Origin of the sequence: Streptomyces sp. NPDC058469, assembly GCF_042721125.1 — a bacterium.
Lineage (GTDB): Bacteria > Actinomycetota > Actinomycetes > Streptomycetales > Streptomycetaceae > Streptomyces.
This window is the reverse complement of sequence record NZ_JBHXME010000102.1, coordinates 1-26,353: the sequence shown is the minus strand read 5'-3', so window position 1 is coordinate 26,353 and position 26,353 is coordinate 1. Positions and strand designations below refer to the sequence as shown.

General features: G+C 70.3%; 23 protein-coding genes and 1 tRNA gene. 5 read left to right on the top strand and 19 right to left on the bottom strand.

What is annotated here, in order from left to right:
* Positions 1–5: 5 nt before the first annotated feature.
* The 9 genes from ruvA to pgsA form a co-directional block, all read right to left on the bottom strand.
* Positions 6–614, bottom strand: a complete 609-nt coding sequence (gene ruvA, locus ACFWP5_RS34000) for a Holliday junction branch migration protein RuvA (protein ID WP_384165450.1) — start codon at positions 612–614, stop codon at positions 6–8.
* Positions 611–1,213, bottom strand: coding sequence for a crossover junction endodeoxyribonuclease RuvC (gene ruvC / locus ACFWP5_RS33995; protein WP_384165447.1), 603 nt, complete (start codon positions 1,211–1,213; stop codon positions 611–613). Before ruvC ends, ruvA begins: the two co-directional genes overlap by 4 nt.
* A 122-nt stretch (positions 1,214–1,335) precedes the next feature.
* Positions 1,336–2,088, bottom strand: coding sequence for a YebC/PmpR family DNA-binding transcriptional regulator (locus tag ACFWP5_RS33990; protein WP_384165444.1), 753 nt, complete (start codon positions 2,086–2,088; stop codon positions 1,336–1,338).
* Positions 2,089–2,139: 51 nt separating this feature from the next.
* Positions 2,140–2,745, bottom strand: coding sequence for a pyridoxal 5'-phosphate synthase glutaminase subunit PdxT (gene pdxT, locus ACFWP5_RS33985; protein ID WP_384165441.1), 606 nt, complete (start codon positions 2,743–2,745; stop codon positions 2,140–2,142).
* 6 nt (positions 2,746–2,751) lie between these two features.
* On the bottom strand, positions 2,752–3,663 hold the full coding sequence (gene pdxS / locus ACFWP5_RS33980; protein ID WP_200686525.1) for a pyridoxal 5'-phosphate synthase lyase subunit PdxS: 912 nt from the start codon (positions 3,661–3,663) through the stop codon (positions 2,752–2,754).
* 126 nt (positions 3,664–3,789) lie between these two features.
* Entirely contained in the window at positions 3,790–4,332 is a 543-nt protein-coding gene (locus tag ACFWP5_RS33975) for a hypothetical protein (RefSeq protein WP_384165437.1), read from the bottom strand.
* 234 nt (positions 4,333–4,566) lie between these two features.
* Positions 4,567–5,727 carry a glycosyltransferase family 4 protein gene (locus tag ACFWP5_RS33970; RefSeq protein ID WP_384165434.1) on the bottom strand — a complete coding sequence of 387 codons (1,161 nt, stop codon included), beginning with the start codon at positions 5,725–5,727 and terminating at the stop codon, positions 4,567–4,569.
* On the bottom strand, positions 5,724–6,635 hold the full coding sequence (locus tag ACFWP5_RS33965; RefSeq protein ID WP_384165431.1) for a phosphatidylinositol mannoside acyltransferase: 912 nt from the start codon (positions 6,633–6,635) through the stop codon (positions 5,724–5,726). The genes ACFWP5_RS33970 and ACFWP5_RS33965 overlap by 4 nt, the downstream gene beginning before the upstream one ends.
* Positions 6,632–7,366, bottom strand: coding sequence for a phosphatidylinositol phosphate synthase (gene pgsA, locus ACFWP5_RS33960; RefSeq protein ID WP_384165428.1), 735 nt, complete (start codon positions 7,364–7,366; stop codon positions 6,632–6,634). The genes ACFWP5_RS33965 and pgsA overlap by 4 nt, the downstream gene beginning before the upstream one ends.
* Before the next feature lie 232 nt (positions 7,367–7,598).
* Here pgsA and ACFWP5_RS33955 point away from each other — a divergent pair, with 232 nt between their 5' ends.
* Both ACFWP5_RS33955 and ACFWP5_RS33950 read left to right on the top strand, forming a co-directional pair.
* On the top strand, positions 7,599–9,794 hold the full coding sequence (locus ACFWP5_RS33955) for an elongation factor G-like protein EF-G2 (RefSeq protein WP_384165425.1): 2,196 nt from the start codon (positions 7,599–7,601) through the stop codon (positions 9,792–9,794).
* A gap of 324 nt (positions 9,795–10,118) precedes the next feature.
* Positions 10,119–11,783 carry a hypothetical protein gene (locus ACFWP5_RS33950; protein WP_384165422.1) on the top strand — a complete coding sequence of 555 codons (1,665 nt, stop codon included), beginning with the start codon at positions 10,119–10,121 and terminating at the stop codon, positions 11,781–11,783.
* A gap of 94 nt (positions 11,784–11,877) precedes the next feature.
* On the opposite strand, the gene ACFWP5_RS33945 is transcribed toward ACFWP5_RS33950, so the two are convergent.
* On the bottom strand, positions 11,878–12,456 hold the full coding sequence (locus ACFWP5_RS33945) for an HIT family protein (RefSeq protein WP_384165419.1): 579 nt from the start codon (positions 12,454–12,456) through the stop codon (positions 11,878–11,880).
* Between the two features lie 67 nt (positions 12,457–12,523).
* On the opposite strand from ACFWP5_RS33945, the gene ACFWP5_RS33940 reads away from it, so the two are divergent.
* Complete coding sequence (locus ACFWP5_RS33940; protein WP_384165416.1) at positions 12,524–13,180, top strand: potassium channel family protein; 657 nt, start codon at positions 12,524–12,526, stop codon at positions 13,178–13,180.
* Positions 13,181–13,211: 31 nt separating this feature from the next.
* On the opposite strand, the gene thrS is transcribed toward ACFWP5_RS33940, so the two are convergent.
* The 3 genes from thrS to ACFWP5_RS33925 all read right to left on the bottom strand — a co-directional run bounded on the left by thrS (position 13,212) and on the right by ACFWP5_RS33925 (position 17,121).
* Positions 13,212–15,188, bottom strand: a complete 1,977-nt coding sequence (gene thrS, locus ACFWP5_RS33935) for a threonine--tRNA ligase (RefSeq protein ID WP_384165413.1) — start codon at positions 15,186–15,188, stop codon at positions 13,212–13,214.
* 131 nt (positions 15,189–15,319) lie between these two features.
* Positions 15,320–16,558 (bottom strand): hypothetical protein, encoded by a 1,239-nt coding sequence (locus tag ACFWP5_RS33930; protein ID WP_384165409.1) that lies wholly within the window; start codon positions 16,556–16,558, stop codon positions 15,320–15,322.
* The gene (locus tag ACFWP5_RS33925) at positions 16,555–17,121 is read right to left on the bottom strand and encodes a DUF4365 domain-containing protein (protein ID WP_200689140.1); all 567 of its coding nucleotides are present in this window, start codon (positions 17,119–17,121) and stop codon (positions 16,555–16,557) included. The genes ACFWP5_RS33930 and ACFWP5_RS33925 overlap by 4 nt, the downstream gene beginning before the upstream one ends.
* A gap of 169 nt (positions 17,122–17,290) precedes the next feature.
* Between ACFWP5_RS33925 and ACFWP5_RS33920 the strand changes: the two genes are divergently transcribed.
* Positions 17,291–18,019, top strand: coding sequence for a 3'-5' exonuclease (locus ACFWP5_RS33920; RefSeq protein ID WP_384165406.1), 729 nt, complete (start codon positions 17,291–17,293; stop codon positions 18,017–18,019).
* 67 nt (positions 18,020–18,086) lie between these two features.
* Here the strand turns inward: ACFWP5_RS33920 and ACFWP5_RS33915 are convergent.
* Together ACFWP5_RS33915 and ACFWP5_RS33910 are read right to left on the bottom strand one after the other, a co-directional pair.
* Positions 18,087–18,158, bottom strand: a tRNA-Val gene (locus ACFWP5_RS33915).
* 53 nt (positions 18,159–18,211) lie between these two features.
* Positions 18,212–18,658 carry an SRPBCC family protein gene (locus tag ACFWP5_RS33910; RefSeq protein ID WP_384165403.1) on the bottom strand — a complete coding sequence of 149 codons (447 nt, stop codon included), beginning with the start codon at positions 18,656–18,658 and terminating at the stop codon, positions 18,212–18,214.
* A 66-nt stretch (positions 18,659–18,724) separates the two neighbouring features.
* On the opposite strand from ACFWP5_RS33910, the gene ACFWP5_RS33905 reads away from it, so the two are divergent.
* Positions 18,725–21,136 (top strand): SCO7613 C-terminal domain-containing membrane protein, encoded by a 2,412-nt coding sequence (locus ACFWP5_RS33905; RefSeq protein WP_384165400.1) that lies wholly within the window; start codon positions 18,725–18,727, stop codon positions 21,134–21,136.
* A 7-nt stretch (positions 21,137–21,143) separates the two neighbouring features.
* Here ACFWP5_RS33905 and ACFWP5_RS33900 read toward each other — a convergent pair whose 3' ends face one another.
* The 4 genes from ACFWP5_RS33900 to ACFWP5_RS33885 form a co-directional block, all read right to left on the bottom strand.
* Positions 21,144–23,879 carry a Tat pathway signal sequence domain protein gene (locus tag ACFWP5_RS33900; protein ID WP_384165397.1) on the bottom strand — a complete coding sequence of 912 codons (2,736 nt, stop codon included), beginning with the start codon at positions 23,877–23,879 and terminating at the stop codon, positions 21,144–21,146.
* A 112-nt stretch (positions 23,880–23,991) separates the two neighbouring features.
* Complete coding sequence (locus ACFWP5_RS33895; RefSeq protein ID WP_384165394.1) at positions 23,992–24,582, bottom strand: hypothetical protein; 591 nt, start codon at positions 24,580–24,582, stop codon at positions 23,992–23,994.
* Between the two features lie 4 nt (positions 24,583–24,586).
* Positions 24,587–25,462, bottom strand: coding sequence for a carbohydrate ABC transporter permease (locus ACFWP5_RS33890; RefSeq protein ID WP_384165480.1), 876 nt, complete (start codon positions 25,460–25,462; stop codon positions 24,587–24,589).
* An 8-nt stretch (positions 25,463–25,470) separates the two neighbouring features.
* Positions 25,471–26,353, bottom strand: an 883-nt coding sequence (locus tag ACFWP5_RS33885; RefSeq protein ID WP_384165391.1) for a carbohydrate ABC transporter permease, incomplete at its 5' end; no start/stop codon positions are given.

Below are 26,353 nucleotides of genomic sequence, written 5' to 3'. Positions count from 1 at the left end.
TTCTCCTAGCGGGCGCGGTTCAGGGTCTGCAGGGCCGCCTTCAGCAACTGGCCCACCTGCGGCGTGCCCCCGGCGGCCTCGGCCTGCGGTGCTACGGCGGCCACGGCCTCGTCGGCCTCGCGGGTGGCGTACCCGAGGCCGATGAGGGCCGCGTGCAGCTGATCGCGCCAGCCGCTGGTGACGGGGGCACCGATCGCCGGGGCGGACCCCACCGGTGCGCCGAGCCGGTCCTTGAACTCCAGCAGCAGCTTCTGCGCGCCCTTCTTGCCGATGCCCGGAACGGCCATGAGCGCCTTCTCGTCCCCGGCGGCCACCGCTCGGCGCAGCGCGTCCGGGGTGTGCACGGCGAGCATCGCCTGTGCGAGCCGGGGGCCGACACCGGTCGCGGTCTGGAGCAGCTCGAAGATCTGGCGTTCGTCGTCGTCCACGAAGCCGTACAGGGTGAGCGAGTCCTCGCGGACGACGAGGGAGGTGGCGAGCTTGGCCGGCTTGCCGAGGCGGAGCGTGGACAGGGTGTTCGGCGTGCACTGGATGGCCATGCCGACACCGCCGACCTCGACCACCGCGGCGTCGGGAGCGAGTGCGGCGACCGCGCCGCTGACGAAGGCGATCATGCGGTACGGCCTTTCGGAGCCTGCGGGGTTCTCGGTGCTTGCGAGGTTTTCAGCGTGCCGGCCGCGTGCTGGGCGACGGCCTGCTGGAGGCGGTTCTGGGCGACCGCCTGTTGGAGCCGGTTCTGCGCGGGGCCCCGCCAGATGTGGCAGATGGCGAGGGCGAGGGCGTCTGCGGCGTCGGCGGGCTTGGGGGGCGCGTCGAGCCGGAGCAGCCTGGTGACCATGGCGCCGACCTGGGCCTTGTCGGCCCGTCCGCTACCGGTGACGGCGGCCTTGACCTCGCTGGGGGTGTGCAGGGCGACCGGGATGCCGCGGCGGGCCGCACAGAGCATCGCCACGGCACTGGCCTGGGCGGTGCCCATCACCGTGCGCACGTTGTGCTGGCTGAACACCCGCTCCACGGCGACGAATTCGGGCCGGTGCTCGTCCAGCCACGCCTCGATGCCCTGCTCGATGGCGACGAGGCGCATGCCCAACTCGGCGTCCGCCGGGGTCCGTACGACACCGACGCCGACCATGGTGAGCGGCCGGCCCGCGACGCCTTCGACGACACCGACACCGCATCGGGTCAGACCGGGGTCCACCCCAAGTACGCGCACGCCACCCTCCCTTCGATCACCTGTTTGTGCAGGCTATCGGGTCCCACCGACAAAGCGACGGGCCGACGGGTGTGTCCCGTCGGCCCGTTGAGCCGCTTGGTCGGCCTCAGCTCGCGGCAGCGCTACGCGTCGACCTTCTCCATGACCTCGTCGCTGACGTCGAAGTTGGCGAAGACGTTCTGCACGTCGTCGCTGTCCTCCAGGGCGTCGATCAGCTTGAAGATCTTGCGGGCGCCGTCCTCGTCGAGCTCGACCTGCATGGTCGGGACGAAGTTGGCGTCGGCGGAGTCGTAGTCGATGCCGGCGTCCTGGAGGGCGGTGCGGACCGCGACCAGGTCGGTGGCCTCGGAAATGACCTCGAAGGCCTCGCCGAGGTCGTTGACCTCCTCGGCGCCCGCGTCGAGCACGGCACCCAGGACGTCGTCCTCGCCCAGCTCACCCTTGGGGACGACGACGACACCCTTGCGGTTGAAGAGGTACGAGACGGAGCCGGGGTCTGCCATGTTCCCGCCGTTGCGGGTCATGGCAACGCGGACGTCCGAGGCGGCGCGGTTGCGGTTGTCGGTGAGGCACTCGATGAGGACCGCGACACCGTTCGGGCCGTAGCCCTCGTACATGATCGTCTCGTAGTCGGCGCCACCGGCTTCGAGACCGGCGCCGCGCTTGACCGCGGAGTCGATGTTCTTGTTCGGGACAGAGCTCTTCTTGGCCTTCTGGATGGCGTCGAACAGCGTCGGGTTGCCGGACACATCGGCGCCACCGGTGCGGGCCGCGACCTCGATGTTCTTGATCATCTTCGCGAAGAGCTTGCCGCGCTTGGCGTCGATCACGGCCTTCTTGTGCTTCGTCGTAGCCCATTTAGAGTGGCCGGACATCTGCCTGTCTCCTTCGCGTAACCCAACTCTTTACGAACCCCAGAGATCCTACTAGGACCCCGGAGCCAGGTTCGCGCGCACCATGTCGACGAACAGGGAGTGCACGCGGTGGTCGCCGGTCAGCTCCGGGTGGAACGACGTGGCGAGCGCGTTGCCCTGGCGGACCGCGACGATGTGACCCTCGTGTTCGGCGAGGACCTCGGTCTCGGCACCGACGGACTCGACCCAGGGGGCGCGGATGAAGACGCCCTCCACAGGATCGCCCTCAACGCCCTGGACGTCGACAGCTGCTTCGAAGGACTCGTTCTGACGTCCGAAGGCGTTGCGGCGCACGATCATGTCGATGCCGCCGATCGTCTCCTGGCCCGAGCGCGGGTCGAGGATCTTGTCGGCGAGCATGATCAGGCCGGCGCAGGTGCCGTAGACAGGCATTCCGGCACGCACGCGTGCGCGAAGGGGGTCCATCACTCCGAAGAGGACGGCCAGCTTGGAGATGGTGGTCGACTCACCCCCGGGGATGACGAGACCGTCCACCTCGGCGAGTTCCTCGGGGCGCCTGACCTGCCTGGCCACGGCGTCGGCCGCGGCCAGGGCGATGAGGTGCTCCCGTACGTCGCCCTGGAGGGCCAGGACGCCGATGACAGGTGCTTCGGTCATGGGTGGTTACCAGCCGCGGTTGGCGTAGCGCTCGGTCTCGGGGAGGGTGTCGCAGTTGATGCCGACCATGGCCTCGCCGAGGTTGCGGGACGCGTCCGCGATGATCTTCGGGTCGTCGTAGAAGGTGGTCGCCTTCACGATGGCGGCGGCGCGCTTGGCCGGGTCGCCGGACTTGAAGATGCCGGAGCCGACGAAGACGCCCTCGGCGCCGAGCTGGCGCATCAGCGCGGCGTCGGCGGGGGTGGCGACGCCACCGGCGGAGAACAGCACGACCGGGAGCTTGCCGAGCTCGGCGACCTCGCGCACGATCTCGTACGGGGCGCGCAGCTCCTTGGCGGCGGCGTACAGCTCGTTGTTGTCGAAGCCGCGCAGCTTGGCGATCTCGTTCTTGATCTGGCGCAGGTGGCGGACCGCCTCGACGACGTTGCCGGTGCCGGCCTCGCCCTTGGAGCGGATCATCGCGGCGCCCTCGGCGATACGGCGCAGGGCCTCGCCCAGGTTGGTGGCACCGCAGACGAAGGGGGTCGTGAAGGCCCACTTGTCGGAGTGGTTGACCTCGTCGGCCGGGGTGAGGACCTCGGACTCGTCGATGTAGTCGACGCCGAGGGACTGCAGGACCTGGGCCTCGACGAAGTGGCCGATACGGGACTTGGCCATGACCGGGATGGAGACCGCCTCGATGATCTCCTCGATCATCGTCGGGTCGGACATCCGGGCCACGCCACCGTCCTTGCGGATGTCGGCGGGGACCCGCTCCAGGGCCATGACGGCCACGGCGCCGGCGTCCTCGGCGATCTTCGCCTGCTCGGCGTTGACCACGTCCATGATCACACCGCCCTTGAGCTGCTCGGCCATCCCGCGCTTCACGCGCGCGGTGCCGGTCTCGGGAGTCTGGGCGGAGCTGGGGGTGCTGGACACGGGGTGACCTCACTCGGTGAAAGAGGGTTTCTGCAGTACCGAGGAAACGTGAGAGATGCAGGCCACAGCAAGGGCCAATGAACAGCCGGTGGATCGTTTCCGAACCGCTGTGCCCCGGGACGACCGCTACGCGGCCCGGTCGACCAGCGCCGCCGGTGGCTCGTCGTCCATCTCGAAGGCCATCGGGAAGGGCGCGTGTCCGGCCAGCCGGAACCAGCGGACCTTGCGGTGCCGGCGCAGGGCGCGGGCGGCGCGGACGGCGTCGTTGTGGAAGCGCCGGGCCATGGGCACCCGCCGTACGGCCTCGGTGAGTTCGCGGGCCGCCTCCTCTCCCCCGGGTGCCTCGCGGACGCCCTCCACCTGCGGGACCTCGGCGAAGACGGCGCGCAGGGCCTGGCTCAACTCGCTCTCGGCGACCTCCCGTTGCTCCTCCTCGGCCTGCCGCGCGGCGTGCGCGGCCTCGTAGAGGACGATCGATGCGGCCGGGTCGAGGACGCCGGAGGTGGCCAGTTCCTGGGTCACCGAGGCGCGGCGCAGCAGCTGGGCGTCGAGTGCCGCGCGGGCCGCGTCGATCCGGGCGTGCAGCCGGTCGAGCCGCCCCGCGGTCCAGCTCAGGTACAGGCCGGTCGCCACGAGGGCGACGAGGATCCAGATCAGGGTTGCGGTCACGGGCGGCAAGGCTACCGGGCCGTTCCACTGGGGTTGGCCGGGCATCGTGCGGGGCGTTCCACTGAGGTCGACCGGGGTGTCGTGCGGGGCGTTGGTGTGGCCGTTGTGGGGGCTACCGCCCCCACGCCCCCGCTTCGGCCTTCGGCCTCGTCCTCAGACGCCGGACGGGCTGAGTGTGTCCGGCCTCGGCTGGGAAGGGCCGCCCAACACATCCCCGCCATCCACCCCACCCCCTCAGTCCCGCGCCAACCCGAACCTCGCCCGCAACCCCGTCCGTTCGTCCGTCGCCACCGCCGCCGCGCCCGCCGTCACCGTCTCGTACACGGACAGGATGTCGGCCCCGACCGTCGACCAGTCGAACCGCCGCACATGGGCGCTCCCGCTCCGCCGCAGCTCCGCCAGCCGCTTGGGATCCCCCAGGAGCCGTACGGCGGCCTCGGCGAGCGCGTCCGCGTCCTCGTTGGCGAACAGTTCGCCGGCCACGCCCTGGGCGAGGACCTGGGCGAAGGCGGGCAGGTCGGAGGCGAGCACCGGGGCGCCCGCCGACATGGCCTCGACGAGGATGATGCCGAAGCTCTCGCCGCCGGTGTTGGGGGCGATGTACAGGTCGATGCTGCGCAGGAAGCGGGCCTTGTCCTCGTCACTGACCATGCCGAGGAACTCGACGCGCGAGCGCAGTTCCCTGGGCAGCGTCTCGACGGCCTCCTCCTCGTCACCGCGACCGGCGACCAGGAGCCGGGCGTTCGGATGCTCGGCGAGGATCTTCGGCAGGGCGCCCATCAGCACCGGGAGGCCCTTGCGGGGCTCGTCGATGCGCCCTATGAAGCCGATGGTCTCTCCCTGCCACTCGGGCTTGGGCTCGGCGCGGGCGAAGAAGTCGACGTCGACGCCGTTCGGGATGACGACCGCGTCGCCGCCGAGGTGTTCGACGAGCGTGCGGCGGGCGTACTCGCTCACGGCGATCCGCGCGCTGATCTTCTCCAGCGCGGCCTGGAGGATCGCGTACGCGGCGATCATCGCCCGGGAGCGCGGGTTCGAGGTGTGGAAGGTGGCGACGATCGGGCCCTGCGCGGCCCAGCAGGCCAGCAGGCCGAGGGACGGCGAGGTCGGTTCGTGGATGTGGATGACGTCGAACTCGCCGTCGTGCAGCCAGCGTCGGACCCGGGCGGCCGACAGGAAGCCGAAGTTCAGCCGGGCCACCGAGCCGTTGTACGGCACCGGGACCGCGCGGCCGGCCGAGACGACGTACGGCGGCAGCGGGGTGTCGTCGTCGGCCGGAGCCAGGACGGACACCTCGTGGCCGAGCCGGATGAAGTACTCGGCGAGGTCTCTGATGTGGAACTGGACGCCGCCCGGCACGTCCCAGGAGTAGGGGCAGACGATGCCGATCCTCACGAGGGCCCCTTGCTGGGATCGAGATCCGCGAGCCACAAGCGCTGCAGCATGTGCCAGTCCTCCGGGTGGTCGGCGATGCCGGTGGCGAAGGCGTCTGCCAGCGCCTGTGCCATGACAGACGTCTTCTCGGCCCGGTCACCTGACTCGGGCACCTCGACCGGCGGATGGATCCGGCCCCGCATGACCGGCGAGTCGTCGTACCAGAGCGTCACCGGAAGCAGCAGCGCGCCCGTCTGCTGGGCGAGGAGGGCCGGTCCGGCGGGGATCCGGGTGGCCTCGCCGAAGAACTTGACCTCGACCCCGGAGGCGGACAGGTCGCGCTCGGCGACCAGGCAGACCAGGCCGCCGTCCCGCAGTCGCCGGGCGAGCGTGCCGAAGGCGGTGCCGCCGCTGTGCGGCAGGACCTCCATGCCGAGGCCCTCGCGGTAGGCGACGAACCGGTCGTAGAGCGTCTCCGGCTTGAGGCGTTCGGCCACCGTGGTGAACGGGGTCTCCAGCTTGGTGGTGACCCAGGCGCCGGCGAGGTCCCAGTTGGCCATGTGGGGCAGCGCGAGGATGACACCGCGGTCGGAGGCGATGCCGTCGATCAGGTGGTGCACGTCCTTGCAGTCGAAGCCCTCCCGGATCCGCTCGGCGCTCCAGGCGGGGAGCCGGAAGGACTCCATCCAGTAGCGCAGATACGACCGCATGCCCGCGCGCGAGAGCTCGGCGAGCCGCTCGGGGCTCGCGTCGGGCACCACGCGCGCGTAGTTGCTCTCCAGCCGCCGTACGCCCTTGCCGCGCCGCTTCCAGGCGAGGTCGGCGACGGTGCGGCCGAGCCGGACGGCGACCGGCTCGGGGAGCTTCTTGACGGCGCCCCAGCCGAGGCCGTAGAGCGCGTCCGCCAGCCGCTCCCGGGCACCGCTCACGGAGTCGCCCCACTGCTGTGCGCGGCGGACTCCTCGGCTGCGGTGGCGTCGGCCTCCGCGGCCTCCCGGCGGACCGTGACGACCCGCTGGATCAGCGTGACCAGGCTGCCCACGGCGACGATCCACAGGGCGACGGGCAGCAGCCACTGGATGCCCGGTACGCCGAACTTGTGCAGTCCGGCGAGACCGCACGCGACCAGCGAGATCACGAGCCGCTCGGCCCGCTCGACCAGACCGTTGACGGCGACCGGCAGGCCGATCGACTCGCCGCGCGCCTTGGTGTACGACACCACCTGGCCGCTGGCCAGGCAGAAGATCGAGACGGCGCACAGGGCGATGTTGTCGCCGCCGCCCGCGTACCAGAGGGCCAGGCCGCCGAAGACCGCGCTGTCGGCCACCCGGTCGAGCGTGGAGTCCAGGAAGGCGCCCCAGCGGCTGGAGCGGCCCAGCTGGCGGGCCATGTTGCCGTCGACGAGGTCGGAGAACACGAACAGCGTGATCACGACCGTGCCCCAGAAGAACTCGCCCATGGGGTAGAAGACCAGCGCGCCCGCGACCACTCCGGCGGTACCGAGGAGGGTGACCGTGTCGGGGCTGACGCCCCGGCGGATCAGAAACGCGGCGAACGGCGTGAGGACACGCGTGAAGAATGCACGCGCGTACTTGTTCAGCATGGCCTTCCCGAGGGTCGGTGTCGCCGCGCGGCCCCTGCTGGCCACCGGCTGGCCCATCGTAGCCACGCGCGCGCGTGGGCGACGGCCGGGCACCCGCGTGCCCATGTTTTGAATGGCTGCAGCACGACGCGATGCCATCGGTGTCACGGTCGGATCGCGTCCGCTGTATGGACGCACCGTGACGGGAGTGGAAAGCTCGAAGCACCGCGGGCGTCATCGGAGCCGCCACCGCACGCGGCTGCGTGTGTCCGCGCCCACAGTGACCTCACCGTGTACGGGAGGCAAGGCCATGGGCGACAAGGCGAACGCACACTCCGGAGCCGCCGGCAGGGCTACAGCGGCCGACCACCCCGCGTCCGTACGGAATGTGGTGCTGGTCGGCCACTCCGGATCGGGAAAGACGACTCTGGTGGAGGCCCTCGCGCTGACCGCGGGGGCGGTGAACCGGGCGGGCCGCGTGGAGGACGGCGGCACCGTCTCCGACTACGACGAGATCGAGCACCGGCAGCAGCGTTCGGTGCAGCTCTCCCTGGTGCCCGTCGACTGGGACGGGTACAAGGTCAATCTTCTCGACACCCCCGGGTACGCCGATTTCGTCGGCGAGTTGAGGGCCGGTCTGCGAGCGGCGGACGCGGCCCTCTTCGTCGTCTCGGCCTCCGACGGCGTGGACGGCTCGACCCGCATGGTGTGGGAGGAGTGCGCGGCGGTCGGCATGCCGCGCGCCATCGTCATCACGCATCTGGAGTCCGCGCGCGCGGACTTCGAGGGGATGACCCGCACCTGCGCCGAGGCCTTCGGCGCGGACGACCCCGACGCCGTACTCCCGCTGTACCTGCCGCTGCGCGGTCCGCAGGGGCCGGACGGGCACGCGCCCGTGACCGGTCTGGTCGGGCTGCTGTCGCAGAAGCTGTTCGACTACGCGTCCGGGGAGCGCAAGGAGTCCGAGCCCGGGCCCGACCAGTTGCCGCGGATCGAGGAGGCCCGCAACCGGCTCATCGAGGGGATCATCGCGGAGAGCGAGGACGAGACCCTCATGGACCGCTATCTGGGCGGCGAGGAGATCGACGTCAAGACGCTGATCGGCGACCTGGAACGGGCCGTGGCACGCGGGGTCTTCTTCCCCGTGCTGGCCGCCGCGCCCGCCGCCGAGGGCGCCCGGCAGGGCCTCGGCACCGTAGAGCTCCTGGAGCTGATCACAGGCGGTTTCCCGACCCCGCTGGAGCGCGCGGCGCCCGGGGTCACCACGGTCGACGGCAGGGCGCGGGAGCTCAAGCCGTGCGACCCGAACGGGCCGCTGGTCGCCGAGGTCGTGAAGACCGCCTCCGACCCGTACGTCGGCCGGGTCTCCCTGGTCCGCGTGTTCTCCGGGACGCTACGGCCCGACGCGACCGTCCATGTCTCCGGGCACGGACTCGCCGACCGCGGGCACGAGGACCACGACGTCGACGAACGCGTCGGCGCCCTGTCCGCGCCGTTCGGCAAACAGCAGCGGCCCCTCACGCACTGCATCGCGGGCGACCTCGCGTGCGTGGCGAAGCTGGGCCGCGCGGAGACCGGGGACACGCTTTCGGCCAAGGACGACCCGCTGCTCATGGAGCCGTGGGAGATGCCGGACCCGTTGCTGCCGCTCGCCATCCAGGCGCACAGCAAGGCGGACGAGGACAAGCTCTCGCAGGGCCTGAGCAGGCTCGTCGCCGAGGACCCGACCATGCGCCTGGAGCAGAACCAGGACACCCACCAGGTCGTCCTGTGGTGCCTCGGCGAGGCCCACGCGGACGTCGCCCTGGAACGGCTGCGCAACCGCTACGGCGTCCAGGTCGACCTCGTACCGCACAAGGTCTCCCTACGGGAGACGTTCGCCGCCAAGGCGCAGGGGCGCGGCCGGCACGTCAAACAGTCCGGCGGACACGGGCAGTTCGCGATCTGCGAGATCGAGGTCGAACCGCTGCCGGGCGGCACGGGCATCGAGTTCGTGGACAAGGTCATCGGCGGCGCGGTGCCGCGGCAGTTCATCCCGTCGGTGGAGAAGGGCGTAAGGGCCCAGGCCGCCAGGGGAGTTGCGGCCGGCCATCCCCTTCTCGACGTACGGATCACGCTCCTGGACGGCAAGGCGCACTCGGTGGACTCCTCGGACGCCGCGTTCCAGACGGCCGGCGCGCTGGCCCTGCGGGAGGCCGCGGTCGACGCGAGGATCCACCTCCTGGAACCGGTGGCCGAGGTGACCGTACTGGTCGGCGACGACTACGTGGGCGCGGTGATGAGCGACCTGTCCGGCCGGCGCGGCCGAGTGCTCGGCACCGAGCAGACGACCGGCGGGCGCACACTGATCCGCGCGGAGGTACCGGAGATCGAGATCGGCCGCTACGCCGTCGACCTCCGCTCCCTCTCGCACGGCACGGCACGCTTCAACCGCGCCTACGCCCGCCACGAGCCGATGCCTCCGCAGATCGCCGAACGGATCCGCGAAGAGACGGGCGACGCCTAGCAGTTGATGCCGAGTGGCTCACTTGTGGCGTGCGACGACCCACAAGTGGACTAAATGGAACGCTCTGTTCCGGGTTGGCGGCGCGAGTGAGCCGTAGGGGCGCGCCGGTGTCGAGAGGTCGAGCGCGCGGAGGGCTGAGCACGGTCGGGCACTCGACACCGGCTGAGAGCGCCCCGGAGGCGAACGAGCAAAAAAGAGGGGCTTCGGCTGTCCGCCGACGGATGTCAGTGATGGCCGATACGCTGATGACCTGATCAACAGGTGTGCGGAGCACGGAAGTCGGGAAAGCCGCAGAAGCGGGAGCAGCGGCGATCGGGGGCGGGAATGACCTTTGACAGCGGTTACGCGGACATCTTCGGACCACAGGTGCCGCGTACCGGCGACGAGGGGCAGACGGCGACCTTCGCGCTGGCCTCGGCGGCCTACCGGGACAACCCGGTCGCCGACATCAAGAAGGCCGACAACGAATGGCACCAGACGACGGTCAATCCCGGTCTCTGGACGACGCTCTTCCGCCCCAACCTCGGCGAGGCGTTCTCCGGGGCCGTGGTGGCCCGCATGCTCGGCCCCGGACGCAAGCCGCTCATCCAGTCGTTCGGCACCGAACCGCAGGCCGTCGTCGAGCACGCCCTGGCGGCGAACAACATCCGCCGGGCCCGTGACAACAGGCTGTCCGCGATCATGGCGCTGTGCGGCCTGCTCTTCCTGCCCGGGCTCATCGTCTGGCTGCTGGTCTTCCAGCTCCGCAGCATGATCGACAAAGGCACCAAGAACAACAAGCGGGCCGGCGCCCTCGCCACGACCCTGCTCGTGGCCGTGGGCGCCGTCGCCGTGATCTTCCTCATCAAGATGCCGTTCACGGGCTTCTGGGCCTGGTACGCACGCGCGTGCGTCGTCCTCCCCGTGGTCGGCTGGCTGTGGGCCAAGCAGGTCTGCGAGAACACCGCGAAGGATCTGCGCGGGCGCTGGGACAGCCTGCTGTCGGGCAGCAGCGTCGGCGCCAAGGTCCCCGAGGCGGTGCCGACCAGTCCCGGTGAGACCCAGGCCGAGCAGCTCCGCCAGTCCCTGGCCAAGCTCAGCGCCGAGCAGCAGTCCAACTCCGTCTTCTACGCCGGCCCCAAGGGCATCCTCGGCATGGGCACCCGCTGGGGCAGCTGGCAGCTCGCCGAGGACCTGATCGCGCGCGACGCCGACCGCGAGATCCACCCCTTCCGCAGCTGGGACGTCATCCGCAACATCCACGACGACCTGCGCATGCTGGAGCGGAACACGATCAACACCGGCGGCTTCCCCAAGGCGTCCATACGCCACTGGGTCGTCACGCCGATCGGCGAGGGCGCCAAGGCCGTGTCCCGGCCCGAGGGCACGGACGTCGACGCGTACCAGGTCAAGTCGCACGCGATACAGGACATTTGCAACAAGCAGCAGTTCGGCGCCGGCGACCGGCACTACCTGGGCGTCCAATGGACGCTCTGGGAGGGGCAGTTGGTCATCACCATGATGATCACGGTCACCGTGCTGCACAAGACGCTGCGCATCGAGATCACCGGGCACGCCCTGGGTCCCGTGAACTCACTGTTCACCGGCAAGTCCGAGGCCCCCTCGAAGGACGTCCAGAAGACCCTCAAGCCGTGGGAGACCCGCAAGGTCAAGCTCCCGCTCGTCCCCGCCGACGAGGTGGTACGCCTCGCGGTCCGCGCCCCGATCACCTGGTACCCGCCGCTGCTGAACTGGCTCGGCGGTTCCATAACCCTGCCCGAGCCGTTCGGCCTGCGGCACGCCTGGGCCGACCAGCCCTGGCGCCACCGCTTCATGGCGGACGACGCGCTGCGCGCCGCGACACCGGTCCTGCGCGTGGTCCACGCCGCCGCGATCCGCGTCCTGGACGAGAACGGCGTGGACACGGAGAAGTTCAGCAGCCGATCGTCGGCCCTCAGCGGAGGCGTGCAGGACGTGTCACCGAAGAAGGCGGACCTCTACGACGCGTAGGCCCCCGGCGGTTGAGCGGGTCGCGTGCGGGTCAGTCGGGGCCGGCCTCTGGGGCTGCGCCCCCAGACCCCCATCGGCCTGAACGGCCTCGTCCTCAAACGCCGGACGGGCTGGATGATGCCGGCCACGCATCGGCGAGCATCTTCCGCGTGTCCGCGAGCAGTTGGGGCAGCACCTTCGTGTGGCCGACCACCGGCATGAAGTTCGTGTCGCCGCCCCAGCGCGGGACGACGTGCTGATGCAGGTGGGCGGCGATACCCGCGCCCGCCACACTCCCCTGGTTCATGCCGATGTTGAACCCGTGGGCGCCTGACGCGGTGCGCAGGGCGGTCATCGCCTGCTTGGTGAGAGCCGCGAGTTCCACGGTCTCCGCGTCCGTCAGGTCGGTGTAGTCCGCGACGTGACGGTAGGGCACGACCATCAGATGGCCGCCGTTGTACGGGTACAGATTAAGCACCCCGTACACCAGCTCACCGCGCCTGACGATCAGCCCGTCCTCGTCCGATTTCGCCGGAATCGAGCAGAAGGGGCAACCGTCGTCGGCACCGGGGCCGGTCGGCTTGTTCTCGCCCTGGATGTAGGCCATCCGGTGGGGCGTCCAGAGGCGCTGGAACGCATCCGGCGTGCCCACTCCGATCTGCTGCTCCGGCTCACTCGTCATGCAAGGAAGCATATGGCTTCGCCCGTTCGCGGCGTGTCGCCGGGGTTGCGCGAAACCCCGCCCGCGCCAAGCTGGGCCGATGGACGACGACAGCCGCAAGGCCCGCTGGGAGCAGCACACGGAGGTCCCCCTCGCCGTAGCGTCCCTGGTCTTCCTCGCCGCGTACGCCGTGCGCATCCTGGCCCACGGCCTGCCGGACACCTGGCAGGACCTCTGCCTCGCCGTGCTGTTCGCCGCCTGGGCGCTCTTCGCCGTCGACTACGCGGTCCGCTGGCGACTGAGCCGCCAGCGGCTGCGCTTCGTCCGCACGCACTGGCTGGACACCCTGGTCCTACTCCTGCCCCTGCTGCGACCGCTGCGGGTCGTCCGGGTGTACGAGGCCGTCCAGCGACGGCACGGACAGCCCCGGCTCGCGCTGCACGCGCGCGTGATCGTCTACGCCGGACTGTCCACCGTCCTGCTCGGCTTCGCGGGCGCCCTCTCCGTCTACCACGAGGAACACACGGCCCCGGGCGCGACGATGAGGACCTTCGGCGACGCCGTGTGGTGGACCTGCGCGACCTTCGCGACCGTCGGCTACGGCGACGTGGCCCCCGTCACCCCGCTCGGCCGGCTGATCGCCGTAGGCATGATGGCCATCGGCCTCGCCCTGCTCGGCGCGGTCACCGGAACCTTCGCCTCCTGGCTGCTCCAGGTCTTCACGAGGGAGGACGACGAGAGGCCCCCGGGGAGCTGAACTCCCCAAGGGCCTCCGCAGGAAAGGTCGGTCAGACCTGCGCCCGCTCCGCCACGACCTGCTCGATCTTCGCGATGGCCGCGTCGAACGCGATGCCGTTCTCCTGCGAGCCGTCGCGGTAACGGAAGGACACCGTGCCGCCGTTCATGTCCTCGTCGCCGACGATGACCATGAAGGGCACCTTCTGCTTCTGCGCGTTGCGGATCTTCTTCTGCATCCGGTCCGAGGAGGAGTCGACCTCGACGCGCAGCCCCTTCTTCTTCGCCGCTACGGCGAACTTCTCCAGGTACTCCACGTGCCCGTCCCCGATCGGGATACCGACCGCCTGCACGGGCGCCAGCCACGCCGGGAACGCACCCGCGTAGTGCTCAAGGAGCACCGCGAAGAACCGCTCGATGGACCCGAACAGCGCCCGGTGGATCATGACCGGCCGCTGCTTGGAACCGTCCGGCCCGGTGTACTCCAGGTCGAACCGCTCCGGCAGGTTGAAGTCCAGCTGGACGGTGGACATCTGCCAGGTCCGGCCGATCGCGTCCTTCGTCTGGACGGAGATCTTCGGACCGTAGAACGCGGCGCCACCCGGGTCGGGAACGAGCGGCAGCCCCTGCTTCTCGGCGACCTGTCGCAGCGTCTCGGTGGCCTCTTCCCAGACCTCGTCCGAGCCGACGAACTTCTCCGGGTCCTTGGTGGACAGCTCCAGGTAGAAGTCGTTCAGGCCGTAGTCCCGCAGCAGGTTGAGGACGAAGGTGAGCGTCTTGTCCAGCTCGTCGGCCATCTGCTCGCGCGTGCAGTAGATGTGCGCGTCGTCCTGCGTGAAGCCGCGCGCGCGGGTCAGACCGTGCACGACGCCCGACTTCTCGTACCGGTACACGGTCCCGAACTCGAAGAGCCGCAGCGGCAGTTCACGGTAGGAGCGGCCGCGCGCGTCGAAGATCAGGTTGTGCATCGGGCAGTTCATGGGCTTGAGGTAGTAGTCCACGCCCTCGTCGAGCTGCATGGGCGGGTACATGCCGTCGGCGTACCAGTCCAGGTGCCCGGACGTCTCGAAGAGCTTCCCCTTCGTCGCGTGCGGGGTGTAGACGAACTCGTAGCCCTCCTCCTCGTGACGGCGCCGCGAGTAGTCCTCCATGACCCGGCGGACGACACCGCCCTTGGGGTGGAAGACGGCCAGGCCCGAGCCGATCTGCTCCGGGATGGAGAAGAGGTCCAGCTCGCTGCCCAGCTTGCGGTGGTCGCGCTTCTCGGCCTCGATCAGGAAGTCGAGGTGCGCCTTCAGCTCCTCCTTGGAGGGCCAGGCGGTGCCGTAGATGCGCTGGAGCATGGGGTTCTTCTCGCTGCCGCGCCAGTAGGCGGCCGCGTTGCGCATCAGCTTGAACGCCGGGATGTTGCGCGTGGTCGGCAGGTGCGGACCGCGGCAGAGGTCCTTCCAGCACAGGTCGCCGGTCTTGGCGTCGAGGTTGTCGTAGATCGTCAGCTCGCCGCCGCCGACCTCGACGTCCGCGCCGTCGTCGGTCGAGGCGGAGCCCTTGATGCCGATCAGTTCGAGCTTGTACGGCTCGTTCGCCAGCTCCTCGCGCGCGTCCTCGTCGGTGACCACGCGGCGGGAGAAGCGCTGCCCGCGCTTCTGGATCTCCTGCATCTTCTTCTCGATGGCCTTGAGATCCTCGGGCGTGAACGGCCGCTCGACGTCGAAGTCGTAGTAGAAGCCGTCCTTGACCGGCGGGCCGATGCCCAGCTTGGCCTCGGGGAACAGCTCCTGTACGGCCTGCGCCATGACGTGCGCGGTGGAGTGGCGCAGGATGTTCAGGCCGTCGGTGGAGGAGATCTCGACGGGCTCGACCGCGTCGCCCTCGGCGACGACGTACGCCAGGTCCTTGAGCTCCCCGGCCACGCGGGCGGCGATGATCGAGCGCTCGCCGGCGAAGAGCTCGGCGGCTGTCGTGCCCGTCGTCACCGTGCGCTCTTCCCGCTCGGAATCGCGTTGGATGATCACACGGACGTCTGACACCGGTCTCTCCTGACTGCAGGGTGGATGCGGCGCCATACCGTGAGCGCGCGCAATAGGGGATCGTACCGACCCTAAGGGGCCCACCGCGAAACGGTTGCCACCAGCCCCCGGCCCCTCTCCCCCGCGCTCCCTCAGTCCTCCCCGCTGCACGCCTCCTCGAAGAAGGCAGTGCCCTCCCCGTGCCCCTGGATCGACTTCATCAGCCGGTCCCGCTCCGCCTCGTCCACCTGCACGGGTACGACCCCGGAGGCGCCGGTGAGCCGACGGAAGCCGCCCCGGCTCTCCAGCCGGCCGTGCACCCGCACCGGGAGTCCGACGAGATGGGCGTGCCCGGCTATCCGGTACGACTCCTCGTCCAGGGTCATGCGAACGTGCCCGACCTCGGCGCCGGCGATCACCTGCATCCGTACAGTGCCCTCGCCGCGCGGCCCCGACCTGCGCATCCGCACCACCGAGCCGGTGATGCGCACGGGCATGGCCGGTTCCTCGCGCAGGTAGCGGGCCCCGGCCGCGCGCAGCACGGGCAGGTCGCCGGGCGAGAACTCGACGGCCTCGACGGGGGCGGCGCAGCCCTCGGGGACACCCGCGGCGGGCGCCCACTCGACGGCGATCCGGGCGCCCTCGGTGCCACGCACCAGCACGACGACGGCCTCGGTCAACTCACGGCTGACGCCCGCCTCGACGGCCCCGTCGAAGGCGTCCATGCCGCCGGTCGCCCGCTCGTAGTCGATCGCCTCGCGGGTGGCGTACAGGGCCTGGTGGAGGCGTACGGCGAGGGCGCGGCCGGTGTCGACGGGGACGAACGCCGTGAGCTGACGGCCGCCGGGTGCGGAGCCGACGAGGACGTGCTCCAGGGACGCGGCGGCGGGGCGGCGGTGGCGGGCGCCGTAGTAGCCCGCACGCGCGCGTGTGGCGAGTGCGGCGGCGAGCAGCATCTGGCGGGCGGCGGCGCGGAGTTGCTCTTCCACAGTCCAGGGCGCGGCGCCTGCCGGTCCGGTCGGGATGTCGCGCCACCAGCGGATCTCGTCGCTCGGTACGGCGAGGCCGACGAGGACCTCGCGGGCGGAGGGGGTGTTGCTGCGGGCGAGTGCGATGAGCGCCTCGCCGAGGAGGTCGTCGCTGTCGGGGAAGGCCCGGCTCTCGGGGACCAGCAGGCTGGTGCCCGAGCCGCCGGGCCCGGGTGGGGTCCAGCGGCCGTACCGTCCGGCGGCGCCGCCGCGCCGCTGCCAGCCGTGCCGGCGCAGCAGGGCGCCGAGGACGGCGGGGTCGACCTTGTCGGCTTCGGGGGCGCGGTCCCACGACGTGTCGGCCTGGTCGTCGGGATGCGGCCGTACCGCCCGCAGGTGTTCCTCGACCGAACGGTGCCTCATGGCCTGCCTCCCGTCCCGACCCGCGTCATGATCTCGCACAGCGCCCGGTCGTCGAAGATGCGCGAGGTCGGTATGCGCACGGTGGTCCGGGTCCTGCCGGTGATCGCGTGACCGGCGAGGTTGACCCAGTAGCAGCAGTGCCGCAGGTCGAGCCGGTCGTGGCTGGCGCGCAGCCAGTCGTCCTGGGAACGCGGGACGAGCATCACGACCAGGATCTTGTGCACCGAGACCGGTGTGCGGGCGAGCTTGCGCAGATGGTCGTTGTCGAGCGTGAAGGAGAAGGAACGTCCCGGCGGATTCGGCGGGATCTGATAAGTGCACTTGAGCTGCACTTTTATCGTGACCTCGTCGTCCACCGTGTGCCCGGGCGAGCCGTGACTGACGTGCCAGTCGATGCCGTTGTCCGGAAAGGGTTGCGACAGCGAGCAGCCGGCCGCGGCGGCGACGGCGTGCAGATAGCCCACCTGCAAAGTCTCCATGCAGGCGGTGGTGGCGAGCGATCCGCGATGGGGTGCCGTCCGTTCGGGCAGCAGCCCGCCCCGCTCGGGCTGCGCTATCACCATGGCCAACAGCCTTCCAAGTTCAGGTGTATCCCTGTGCCGGGTCGCTGAACTGCAAAGACCCGTACTCCTGTTGTCTCCTTCCGGCGTACGGCGCAAACAGCCCGGGTATCACCAAACAGGCAGAAGACGGTGCGTCAGCTGCCGTGGGTGAACGAGGAGTTGTGTACGTATGACGTGCTGGTACGAGGGCCCGTTGGCCGCGTTCGACACGGAGACCACGGGCGTGGATGTGGAGACCGACCGGATCGTGTCGGCCGCCGTCGTCGTCCAGGACGCCCCCGGTACCCGGCCCCGGGTGACCCGGTGGCTGGTGAACCCGGGGGTGCCGGTGCCCGCCGGGGCGACGGCGATCCATGGACTGACGGATGAGCATCTTCAGCGCAACGGCCGCTGGCCTGCGCCGGTGATGCACGAGATAGCCGACGAGCTGGCCGAACAGGCCGCGATGGGACGCCCGTTGGTGGTCATGAACGCACCGTTCGACCTGACCCTGCTGGACCGCGAACTGCGCCGCCACCGCGCGTGCTCGCTGGACCACTGGTTCGAGTCGACGCCCCTACAGGTCCTGGACCCCCGGGTCCTGGACAAACACCTGGACCGCTACCGCAAGGGCCGCCGCACCCTCACCGACCTGTGCGCGCACTACGGCGTCACGCTGGAGGGCGCACACGACGCGGGCGCGGACGCACTGGCCTCCCTGGAGCTGATCCGAGCCCTGGGCCGCCGCTTCGCGACCCGCCTGGAACGCCTGTCCCCCGCCGAACTGCACACCCTGCAGTCGACTTGGCACGCGGCCCAGGCCCGAGGCCTCCAGGCGTGGTTCGCGCGCAGCGGCACCCCGGAGTCGGTGGACCAGTCGTGGCCACTGCGCCCGGACCTGACGGCGGAGGCCGCATAACCGCACAGGCGTCGCCACCTCGGCGCACAAAAAAGCCGGTCCGCTGCTGCGGACCGGCCTTTCCCGGTGGGCGATACTGGGTTCGAACCAGTGACCTCTTCGGTGTGAACGAAGCGCTCTCCCACTGAGCTAATCGCCCGGGAACGCACCGAACAATACAGGCCCCCGCCGGTTTCCTTCAAACCGCTTCCGTCAAACCGCTTTCAGGTACGCGAGCAGCCCGCGCCGTCCGGCCCGCATCATCAGGGCGTGGTTGAGGCGGAACACCGGCCGCCCGGGTGCCGCGAACCGCCTGAGCGACGGCCGGTTCAGGTCGACCTCCTGGTCGTAGTGGGCGAGCGTGCCGGAACCCTCGGCCGTCAGCGTCCACCGCGCCCAGCCCACCAGATCACCGGTCATCGCGATCTCCAGGACCCCGGCGCCCGGGTCGCGCCGCACTTCGCGCGCGGTGAAGGTCAGGACGTACGGCAGGCTCGCGCGGATGCGGATGACGCCGGTCGTGTCGTCGATCCGGTCGACCTCGCGCACCTGCGGCCACCAGCGGGGATAGTCCTCGGCCCGCTCCAGGACCGGGTACACGGCGGCGGGCGGCGCGGGCAGGGACCACCGGGCGCGGAAGCGGTAATGGGTCCAGTCCATGGCGGGAGTCTGCCCGGTCAGGGGTCCGTCTCCCCGTATCTGAGTATGTTTTGAGTACGTGCGCTCATGTCCTACGGCGTGACGGCCAGCACACTCCGAGACATGACCCACATCCCGCCTCCGGCCGTCGAGTTGCGGATCCTGGACGCCGAGCTGCACCAACTGGACGCCCGCCGCGCGCAGTTGCTGCACCGGCGCGCCTGGCTGCTGACCGTGCTCCAGCCGGCCTGGCCCGCGCCGGTGACGCCGCCGACCGCCGCACCGCCCCGGCGTGAGGCCACCGCACCGAGCGTGCAGAACGTGCTGCTCCTGCTCGGCGCCATCCTGCTCACCCTCGCCGCGATCGCGTTCACGCTGGTCAGTTGGGGGAGCATGGGGATCGCGGGCCGGGCGCTGGTGCTCGGCGCGGTGACCCTGGCGGCGCTCGGCGCGCCCGTCGCGCTGCTGCGGCGGGGTCTGCGTTCCACGGCCGAGTCGCTCGCGGGCCTCGGTCTCGTGCTGACGGTGCTGGACGCCTACGCGCTGCACGAGGTCGCGTTCCCGGACGGGGACGGCGTGACGTTCGCGGCAGCGGCGACGACCCTGCTGGCCGCGCTGTGGGCGGCGTACGGCATCGGTATGGCGGCGCTCCCGAACCCGGTCTCCACGCCCGCCTCACCGGCCCTCCGCCTCCCCCTCCCCGCCGCGCTCGTACTCGCTCAACTCCCCCTGATTCTCTGGGTGATCGCGGCCGGTGGGGGCCTCCACACGATCACGGCCGCGGTGCTGGTGACCGCCGTGATCGACATGGTGACCGCGCTCCGGGTCTCCTCGAAGGCCGTTCGTCTCGTCGCTGTCGGCGGTGCGTTCGGCATGGGCGGCTGGGGTGTGCCGGCGGCCGGGCTGATCTCCTTGTCCGCGGCCGGTCCGGGCGCCGCCGCCCGTGCGACGGCGCTCCTGGTTCTCGCGGCGGCGGGCGTGTTCGCCGCCGCGTGGCTCGTCCCGGGCCCGGGACTGCGGACGGGTGCGGCCACGACGGGCGGCCTGCTCGTGGTCGCGGCGCTCGGTGGCGTGCTGCGCGTTCCGCTGCCCTACGAGTGGGCGGTCCTGGGCTATCTGGCGTGCGGGATCGGCCTGTTGGCGCTCGTCCGGGGCTCGCTGCCCGAGCCGGTGCGCCACGGTCTCGGGTGTGCCTCCGCCGCCGTACAGGGGATCGCTCTGCTGTGGACGCTGCCGGTCGTGGTCACCACCCTGTTCGGCCCGGTCGCGTGGGTGTCCCGCATCTGGTCCGGCGCGCCGGACGACGCGCGTGCCGCGACGGCGGTGGACATCCCGTGGCCGGCGCACGAGGCCACGGCTCCCCTGGTGCTCGTCGCGGTCGCCGCGGTGCTGGCCCTCGCGGTCCGCAGCGCCGCGTGGCGGCCACGGGCCCTGGCCGCCGCGCTGACCCTGGCGTGGGTCACGGCGATGGTCGTCCCGATCGCACTGCAACTGCCGTACTGCATGGGCCTGTTGGTGCAGGGACTGATCGTCGTGGCCCTGCTCTCCCGCGCGCATCGCGTCGCCACAGCCCTCGCCCTGTTCACATCGCTCGACCTCGCCGCCCTCTCGCTGGCCTCCGAACCGGCCACGCTCGCCGTACTCGCCTCGCTGGCCGCCCTGTTGGCGGGTGCGGCCTGGCGCGGGCGTCTCGCGCCGGTCTCCGCCGGCTTCTCCCTGGGGTACGCAACTGCCCTCGCCTGCGCGGTGGGTGCGGCCCTCGACTGGCAGCCTCAGCACACCGCGTTGCTGGTGCTCGCCGTACCGGTGACGGCCGCGTTGCTCGCCGCGCGCCTCGACGATCCGGTCACGACGGTGGTGGTCGAGGTCTCGGGCGCCGTCGCGAGCGTGCTGGCGATCGGCCTCGCGGCCGACGAACTCCCCGTGCTGGCACTGGTGTTGTCCCTGTGCGGAGTGATCGCGGCGGGCACGGCGCTACGGCCCGAGCGCAGGAGCGTCGGCTACGCGGCCGCCGCCCTGTTCGTCCTGGCCGCCTGGGTGCGGCTGTCCGCGTGGGACGTCGGCAGCCCCGAGGCGTACACGGTGGCGGTGACCGTCCCGGCGCTGCTGGTGGGCGCGTTGCGCAGGCGCCGCGAGCCGAGCGTCTCGTCCTGGACGGCGTACGGCCCCGGGCTCGCCGCCACGCTCGCGCCGAGCCTCCTCGCGGCCTGGGCCGACGCGCACTGGACGCGCCCGCTGCTGCTGGGCACGGCCGCGCTGGCCGTCACGCTGATCGGCGCGAGGCACCGTCTCCAGGCACCGCTCGTCCTCGGCGGCGGCACCCTCGTGCTGGACACGCTGCACGAACTCGCCCCGTACATCGCCCAGGTCGTCGGTGCCCTCCCCCGCTGGGCGCCGCCCGCCCTCGCCGGACTCCTGCTGCTCGCACTCGGCGCGACGTACGAGCAGCGGATCCGGGACGCCCGCCGGGTGCGGGACGTTCTGGGCAAGATGAACTAGCCCTGCGCTAGGGCATCTTGTCGCCGAGCAGCGCCAGGTTCTCGATGGCGGCGAGGCCGTACAGCGCGGTGTCGTTCGAGGACACCCACGCGGCCTCGCCGCCCGGGACAAGCGTCACCGGGCCGGTCAGCGGCTCCGTCTTCCACGGGGACGACTCCATGTAGCCGTCGGAACCGTAGAACTTGGTCCACGCCCGCTTGGCGAGCGCCGCGTCGTCGAGTTGTACGGCGGCGTAGGCGTCGAGGCGTGAGTGGCCCTGGAAGAGCAGCAGGGTGCCGAAGTTGGAGCCGTAGCGTGCCGCCTGTTCGGTCTTGGAGGCGTTGAAGTAGCGGCAGTAATCCATGTACACCTCCTTGAACTTGGGCATGTCGACCAGGTAAATCAGCTCCGCGCAGAGCTCGTTGAGGCCGAAGACGGCCGAGAGGTGCGAGACGGAGACCACGGGCGCGGAGGCGACGGCGAACTTCCCGGTGTCGAGGTCGTACAGCCCGCTCCCCTGCACGAAGCCGTTGGGCTGGGCGGCGATCGTCTCCATGGTCGACAGGACACGCGCCTTGGCCTTCTCCCACTTGGGACCCCTGCGCTCCCACTCGGTGAGCCACGCCGACACCAACCCGCTCCAGTCCGTGCCGAATCCGATCGACAGGGCGTGCCGGTCGGGTGTGTACGGCTCGGTGCGGATCTTGCGGATGGGGTCGAGGACGAGGAAGGTCTCGTCGGAGTCGACGTTGGCGGCCATGAGGTCGCCGACGCGTTCGTCGGCGGTGAGGAAGTAGTAGTAGCGCCGGTAGGTGGTGTTGGCGATGCGCTGCTGCTTTGCGCTGTCGGCGTAGTGCTGGATGCCGTGCCGGGTGCCCAGGCCGGCCCATTCGCCGAGGTGGTAGACGTCGACCTCGCCGGTGTGCCGGGTGAGCGCCTCGGCGAAGCGGAAGATGTCCGAGCGGCCCGAGCGGATGTACGCGAACCAGAGCCAGATGTCGGGCGACAGCTCGGAGTTGTCCCAGGCGTAGCCGCCGACGTCGTACCGCCATTGGTGGCGCACGGTGTCGTAGGAGTGCATGAAGTCGCCGTAGTCCCAGAAGCCGTACCAACGGCGTTGCGCCACCTGGTCCTTGTAGTAGGTGAAGAGGAAGTCGAGGTGGTCCTCGATCTTCGCCTTGGCGGTGGTGGAGCGGTCGGGTTCGGAGTAGAGACCGGGGCCGAAGACCTTGCACTTGACGAGTTGGCTTGGCGGGGCGGCGAGTTGGGGCAACACCCTTACCGCTTCGACCTGTTGGGCGAGGGTCTCGGGTGTCGTGGTGAACTCGTTGGCCCAGAAGAGGAGTTCGGAGGTGCGGGCGATTCCGTGCGGGGTGCCGAACTCGGGTTCGTAGTCCTCGTAGGTGATTTCAAGGCCTTGGAGCTGCTTGGCGTACGTGTCCTGGCCCATACCGTCGTGATAGAAGCGCAGGTCCATCGGCTGGGCCTCGGGCGACCAGAGCCAGAGGGTGACCTCGGCCGCGTCGGTGTGGGCGTCGCGGATGTCGAGTTGCGCGGGGAACTTCTCCCAGAAGTCCCGCAGCCCGAAGGAGAATCCGCCGCTCGCCCCGCCGACGTACCCGAACCCGGAGGCGTGTCCGCCACCGCCGGCGGGGATCCAGCCGTAGCCCTTCGTGGTGCGCTTGCGCAGGGTGAAGCCGTCGGCGGAGAGCTGGGAGAGGGTGTAGTCGCCCCACTTGGGGATGTACTGGAGGCGGCTCGTGACGCGCTGGTCCCAGGTGGACGGGTCGGCCAGCTTCCGGCCCGCGTACTGTGCCGCCTGGACGGTGGCGCCCGGGTCGCGGCGCAGCCCGGTGATTCCCTGAACTGCCTCGCGCAGCAGGCCTGTTCCCTCGCCGCCGATGCGGATGTGGCGGTCGTAGGCCTGGTCACGCATCGGCACGGTGAAGCGGACGCCGAGGCCGCGGATGAAGTCGCCGGCGGCCTTACCCGGTTCCACCGTGCCGTCGAAGGTGATCGTGTGCACCATGCGGAAGGAGTCGGCGCCCGCGTAGAAGTAGAGGCGGATCGAGAACGGCAGCCAACTCCGGCCGCCCTTGCGGTGTTTGCCGTCGATGCGGATGACGGCGCGGACCGGGCCGTCCTGCTCGACGGTGACCTCGCCGATCACTCCGTCGAAGCGCTCGGTCTTCACGGAGCCCTGGTCCTCGTCCTCGATCTCGGGCTGCCGGATCAGCACGAGTCGGCCGTTCTTGGCGATCTCCGTCGACCCACGGGTGACCGACTTGATGAGAGTGGAGCCGTTCTTGCCGATCCTCGCGGTGATGACCCCGGTCGACACGTCGATGGTGCCGCCCCTCTTGTCGACGGTGACCTTCTTGTCGGGGGCGGCCGTGTCCCCGGCGGCGAGGGTGAGCTTGCCGGAGCCCGAACTCACCGCGTGCGCCGTCCACTTGAGCGATCCGTCGGGCCAGTACGCGATCGGCCAGGACTGCACGGGCACAGCCGTACCCTCGGCGTCCGTCAGCGCGAAGGTCTGGTCCTCCTGGTAGGTGCCCATCGGCCACGGCACCCCGACCGTCGAACCGGGCGCGGCGCCGAGACCGCCGTCCTCCAGCCAGTCGAGGGTCACCGGATCGCCGTCGGCCGCCGCGGCTCTCGGCGCGGCCTGGGCATCCTTCGCGCCCAGCGCCCAGCTGAACTGCGCGGCGGCTCCGGCGACGGCCGCCGCCTTGAGCAGGGACCTGCGGGGAATGGGAGACATGGCTTTCCTTTCCGTGCGGGAAGCTTTCTTCAAGTCCGACTGGTCAGGGGCATGACATATAGAGGTACGACGCCGGGAACACGCCGACCTGGTGCGGGGCACCGCCCGCCCGTCAGCGGTGCCGGTACCGCTCCTCCACCGCGACGGCCGCCGCGGCGACGGCTCCCAGCACGGGGACCGCCAACGGTGCGATGAGCAGGGCGGAACAGCCGACGAGGACCAGCCCGCCGACCAGCAGGAAGGAACCGGCCGGGTCGAGCACCGTACGGCGTCCGGCGTCGGCGAGGAGCGCCCGCCAGGTGTCCCCCGGCGACCAGACCGCCGCCGCGCGCATCCCGGCGACGACGATCCCGAGCAACGCGAACACCCCGGCGGCCCCGACTAGTTGCCCACCGGGCAGCCCGGCGCGCACGGCCTGGACGTCCACCCATACGACGGCCACCGCGCCCCACCCAGCGATTCCGACGACCCACCCCCCGCGCACAGCGGCCCGGAAGTCAGCGACGAACTCCCGCCAGCCGCCGCCCACATGACCCGTCCGACGCCTCAAGTGCCGCGACCCGGCGGCGAATGCGGCGGGATACGTGACAACTCCCGCCGATGCGACGGCTATCCACACCCCGGTGAGCAGACATTCGGCGAAGACCCCGAACCGCTCGGCGAGGACCGACTCCCTGTGTGCCTTCACGCGTGCTTCGGCCACCGTCTCAGCCCTTCAGTCCGGAGGTCGCCATACCGTCGATCAGGTACCGCTGGAAAGCGAGGAAGAACAGCAGGACCGGCAGCAGCGCGACGAGGGACATGGCGATCATGCCGCCGTAGTTCGCGGCCACGCCGTCGGAGTCGCGGAACATCATCAGGCCGAGGGAGACGGTGTACTTGCCTGGCTCATTGAGGTAGATCAGCGGGCCCATGAAGTCGTTCCAGGCGTTGATGAAGGTGAAGATCGCGCTGGTGATGAGCGCGGGCCGGCACAGCGGCAGCACGATCGACCAGTAGATGCGCAGATGTCCACAGCCGTCGAGCCGGGCGGCCTCGTCCAGTTCCTTCGGCAGGTTGCGCATGAACTGCACCATGAGGAAGACGAAGAAGGCCTCGGTCGCCAGGTACTTGCCGAGCAGCAACGGAACGTAGGTGTTGACCAGTTGGAGCTTCTGGAACATCACGTACTGCGGGATCAGCAACACGTGGTACGGCAGCAGGAGCGTGCCGATCATCAGCGAGAAGAGCAGGTTGCGGCCGGCGAACCGGATGCGGGCGAAGGCGTAGGCGGTCAGGGAGCAGGAGATGAGGATGCCGACGACCGAACCGAGGGCGTAGAAGAGGGAGTTCTGGAAGAAGGTCCAGATCGAGATGTCGGCGATGCCCTTGGCCAGGCCCTTGAAGTTGGCGAGGATCGGGTGCCCGGGGAACAGTTGCAGGCTGTTGATGACGTCCTTGCTCGGCTTGAACGAGGCGCCGATCACCCAGACGACCGGGTAGAGGACGACGGCGAGGACGGCCAGCGCTCCGACGTGCCAGACGAGCGAGCCGGTGCGCCTGCGTCCCAGGCCGGGCGACTTCGCGGCGGTGGTGACACTCATCGGGCGGCTCATCGCGCGTCCTCCTCGTAGTGCACCCACTTCTTCTGCGACCAGAAGAGGACGGCCGTCACGAGCGCCACGGCGAGCAGCAGCATCCAGGCCATCGCGGACGCGAAGCCCATCTGGGCGTTCTTGAAGCCCTGTTGGTAGAGGTAACAGGTGTAGACGAGCGTGGCGTCGGCCGGTCCGCACTGGGAGTTCGAGACGACGTACGCCGAGCCGAAGATCTGGAAGGAGTGGATGGTCTCCAGCAGCACGTTGAAGAACAGCACGGGCGAGATCATCGGCAGCGTGATGTTCCAGAACCGGCGGAAGGGCCCGGCCCCGTCCATCGCGGCTGCTTCGTACAGCTCCCTCGGCACCTGCTTGAGCCCGGCGAGGAAGATCACCATCGGCGCGCCGAACTGCCAGACGGTGAGCGCGACCAGGGAGTAGAGGATCCAGTCGGGGTCACCGACCCAGCCTCCGACATGGGAGCCGAACAGGTTCTGCGTACGGTCCACTACGGCGCCGTCGGAGAAGAGCGACCGCCAGACGAAGCCGATCGAGACGCTCGCGCCGATGAGCGAGGGGGCGTAGAAGGCGGCCCGGTACAGGGCCTGGCCGCGGCGGCTCTGGGCGAGCAGCATGGCGACGCCGAGGGCGAGCAGCAGTTTCAGCGGGGTGCCGATGACGACGTACTTCGCCGTCACCTCGACCGACTTCTGCCACCGGGGGTCGTCGAACATCCGGGTGAAGTTGTCGAAGCCGATCCACTTCGGGCTGTCGAAGAGGTTGTAGTCGGTGAACGCGAAGTAGAGCGAGGCGACCATGGGCCCCGCGGTCAGCAGCAGGAAGCCGGCGATCCACGGGGACATGAAGAGGTAGCCGGCGAGGTTCTCGCGGCGCCCC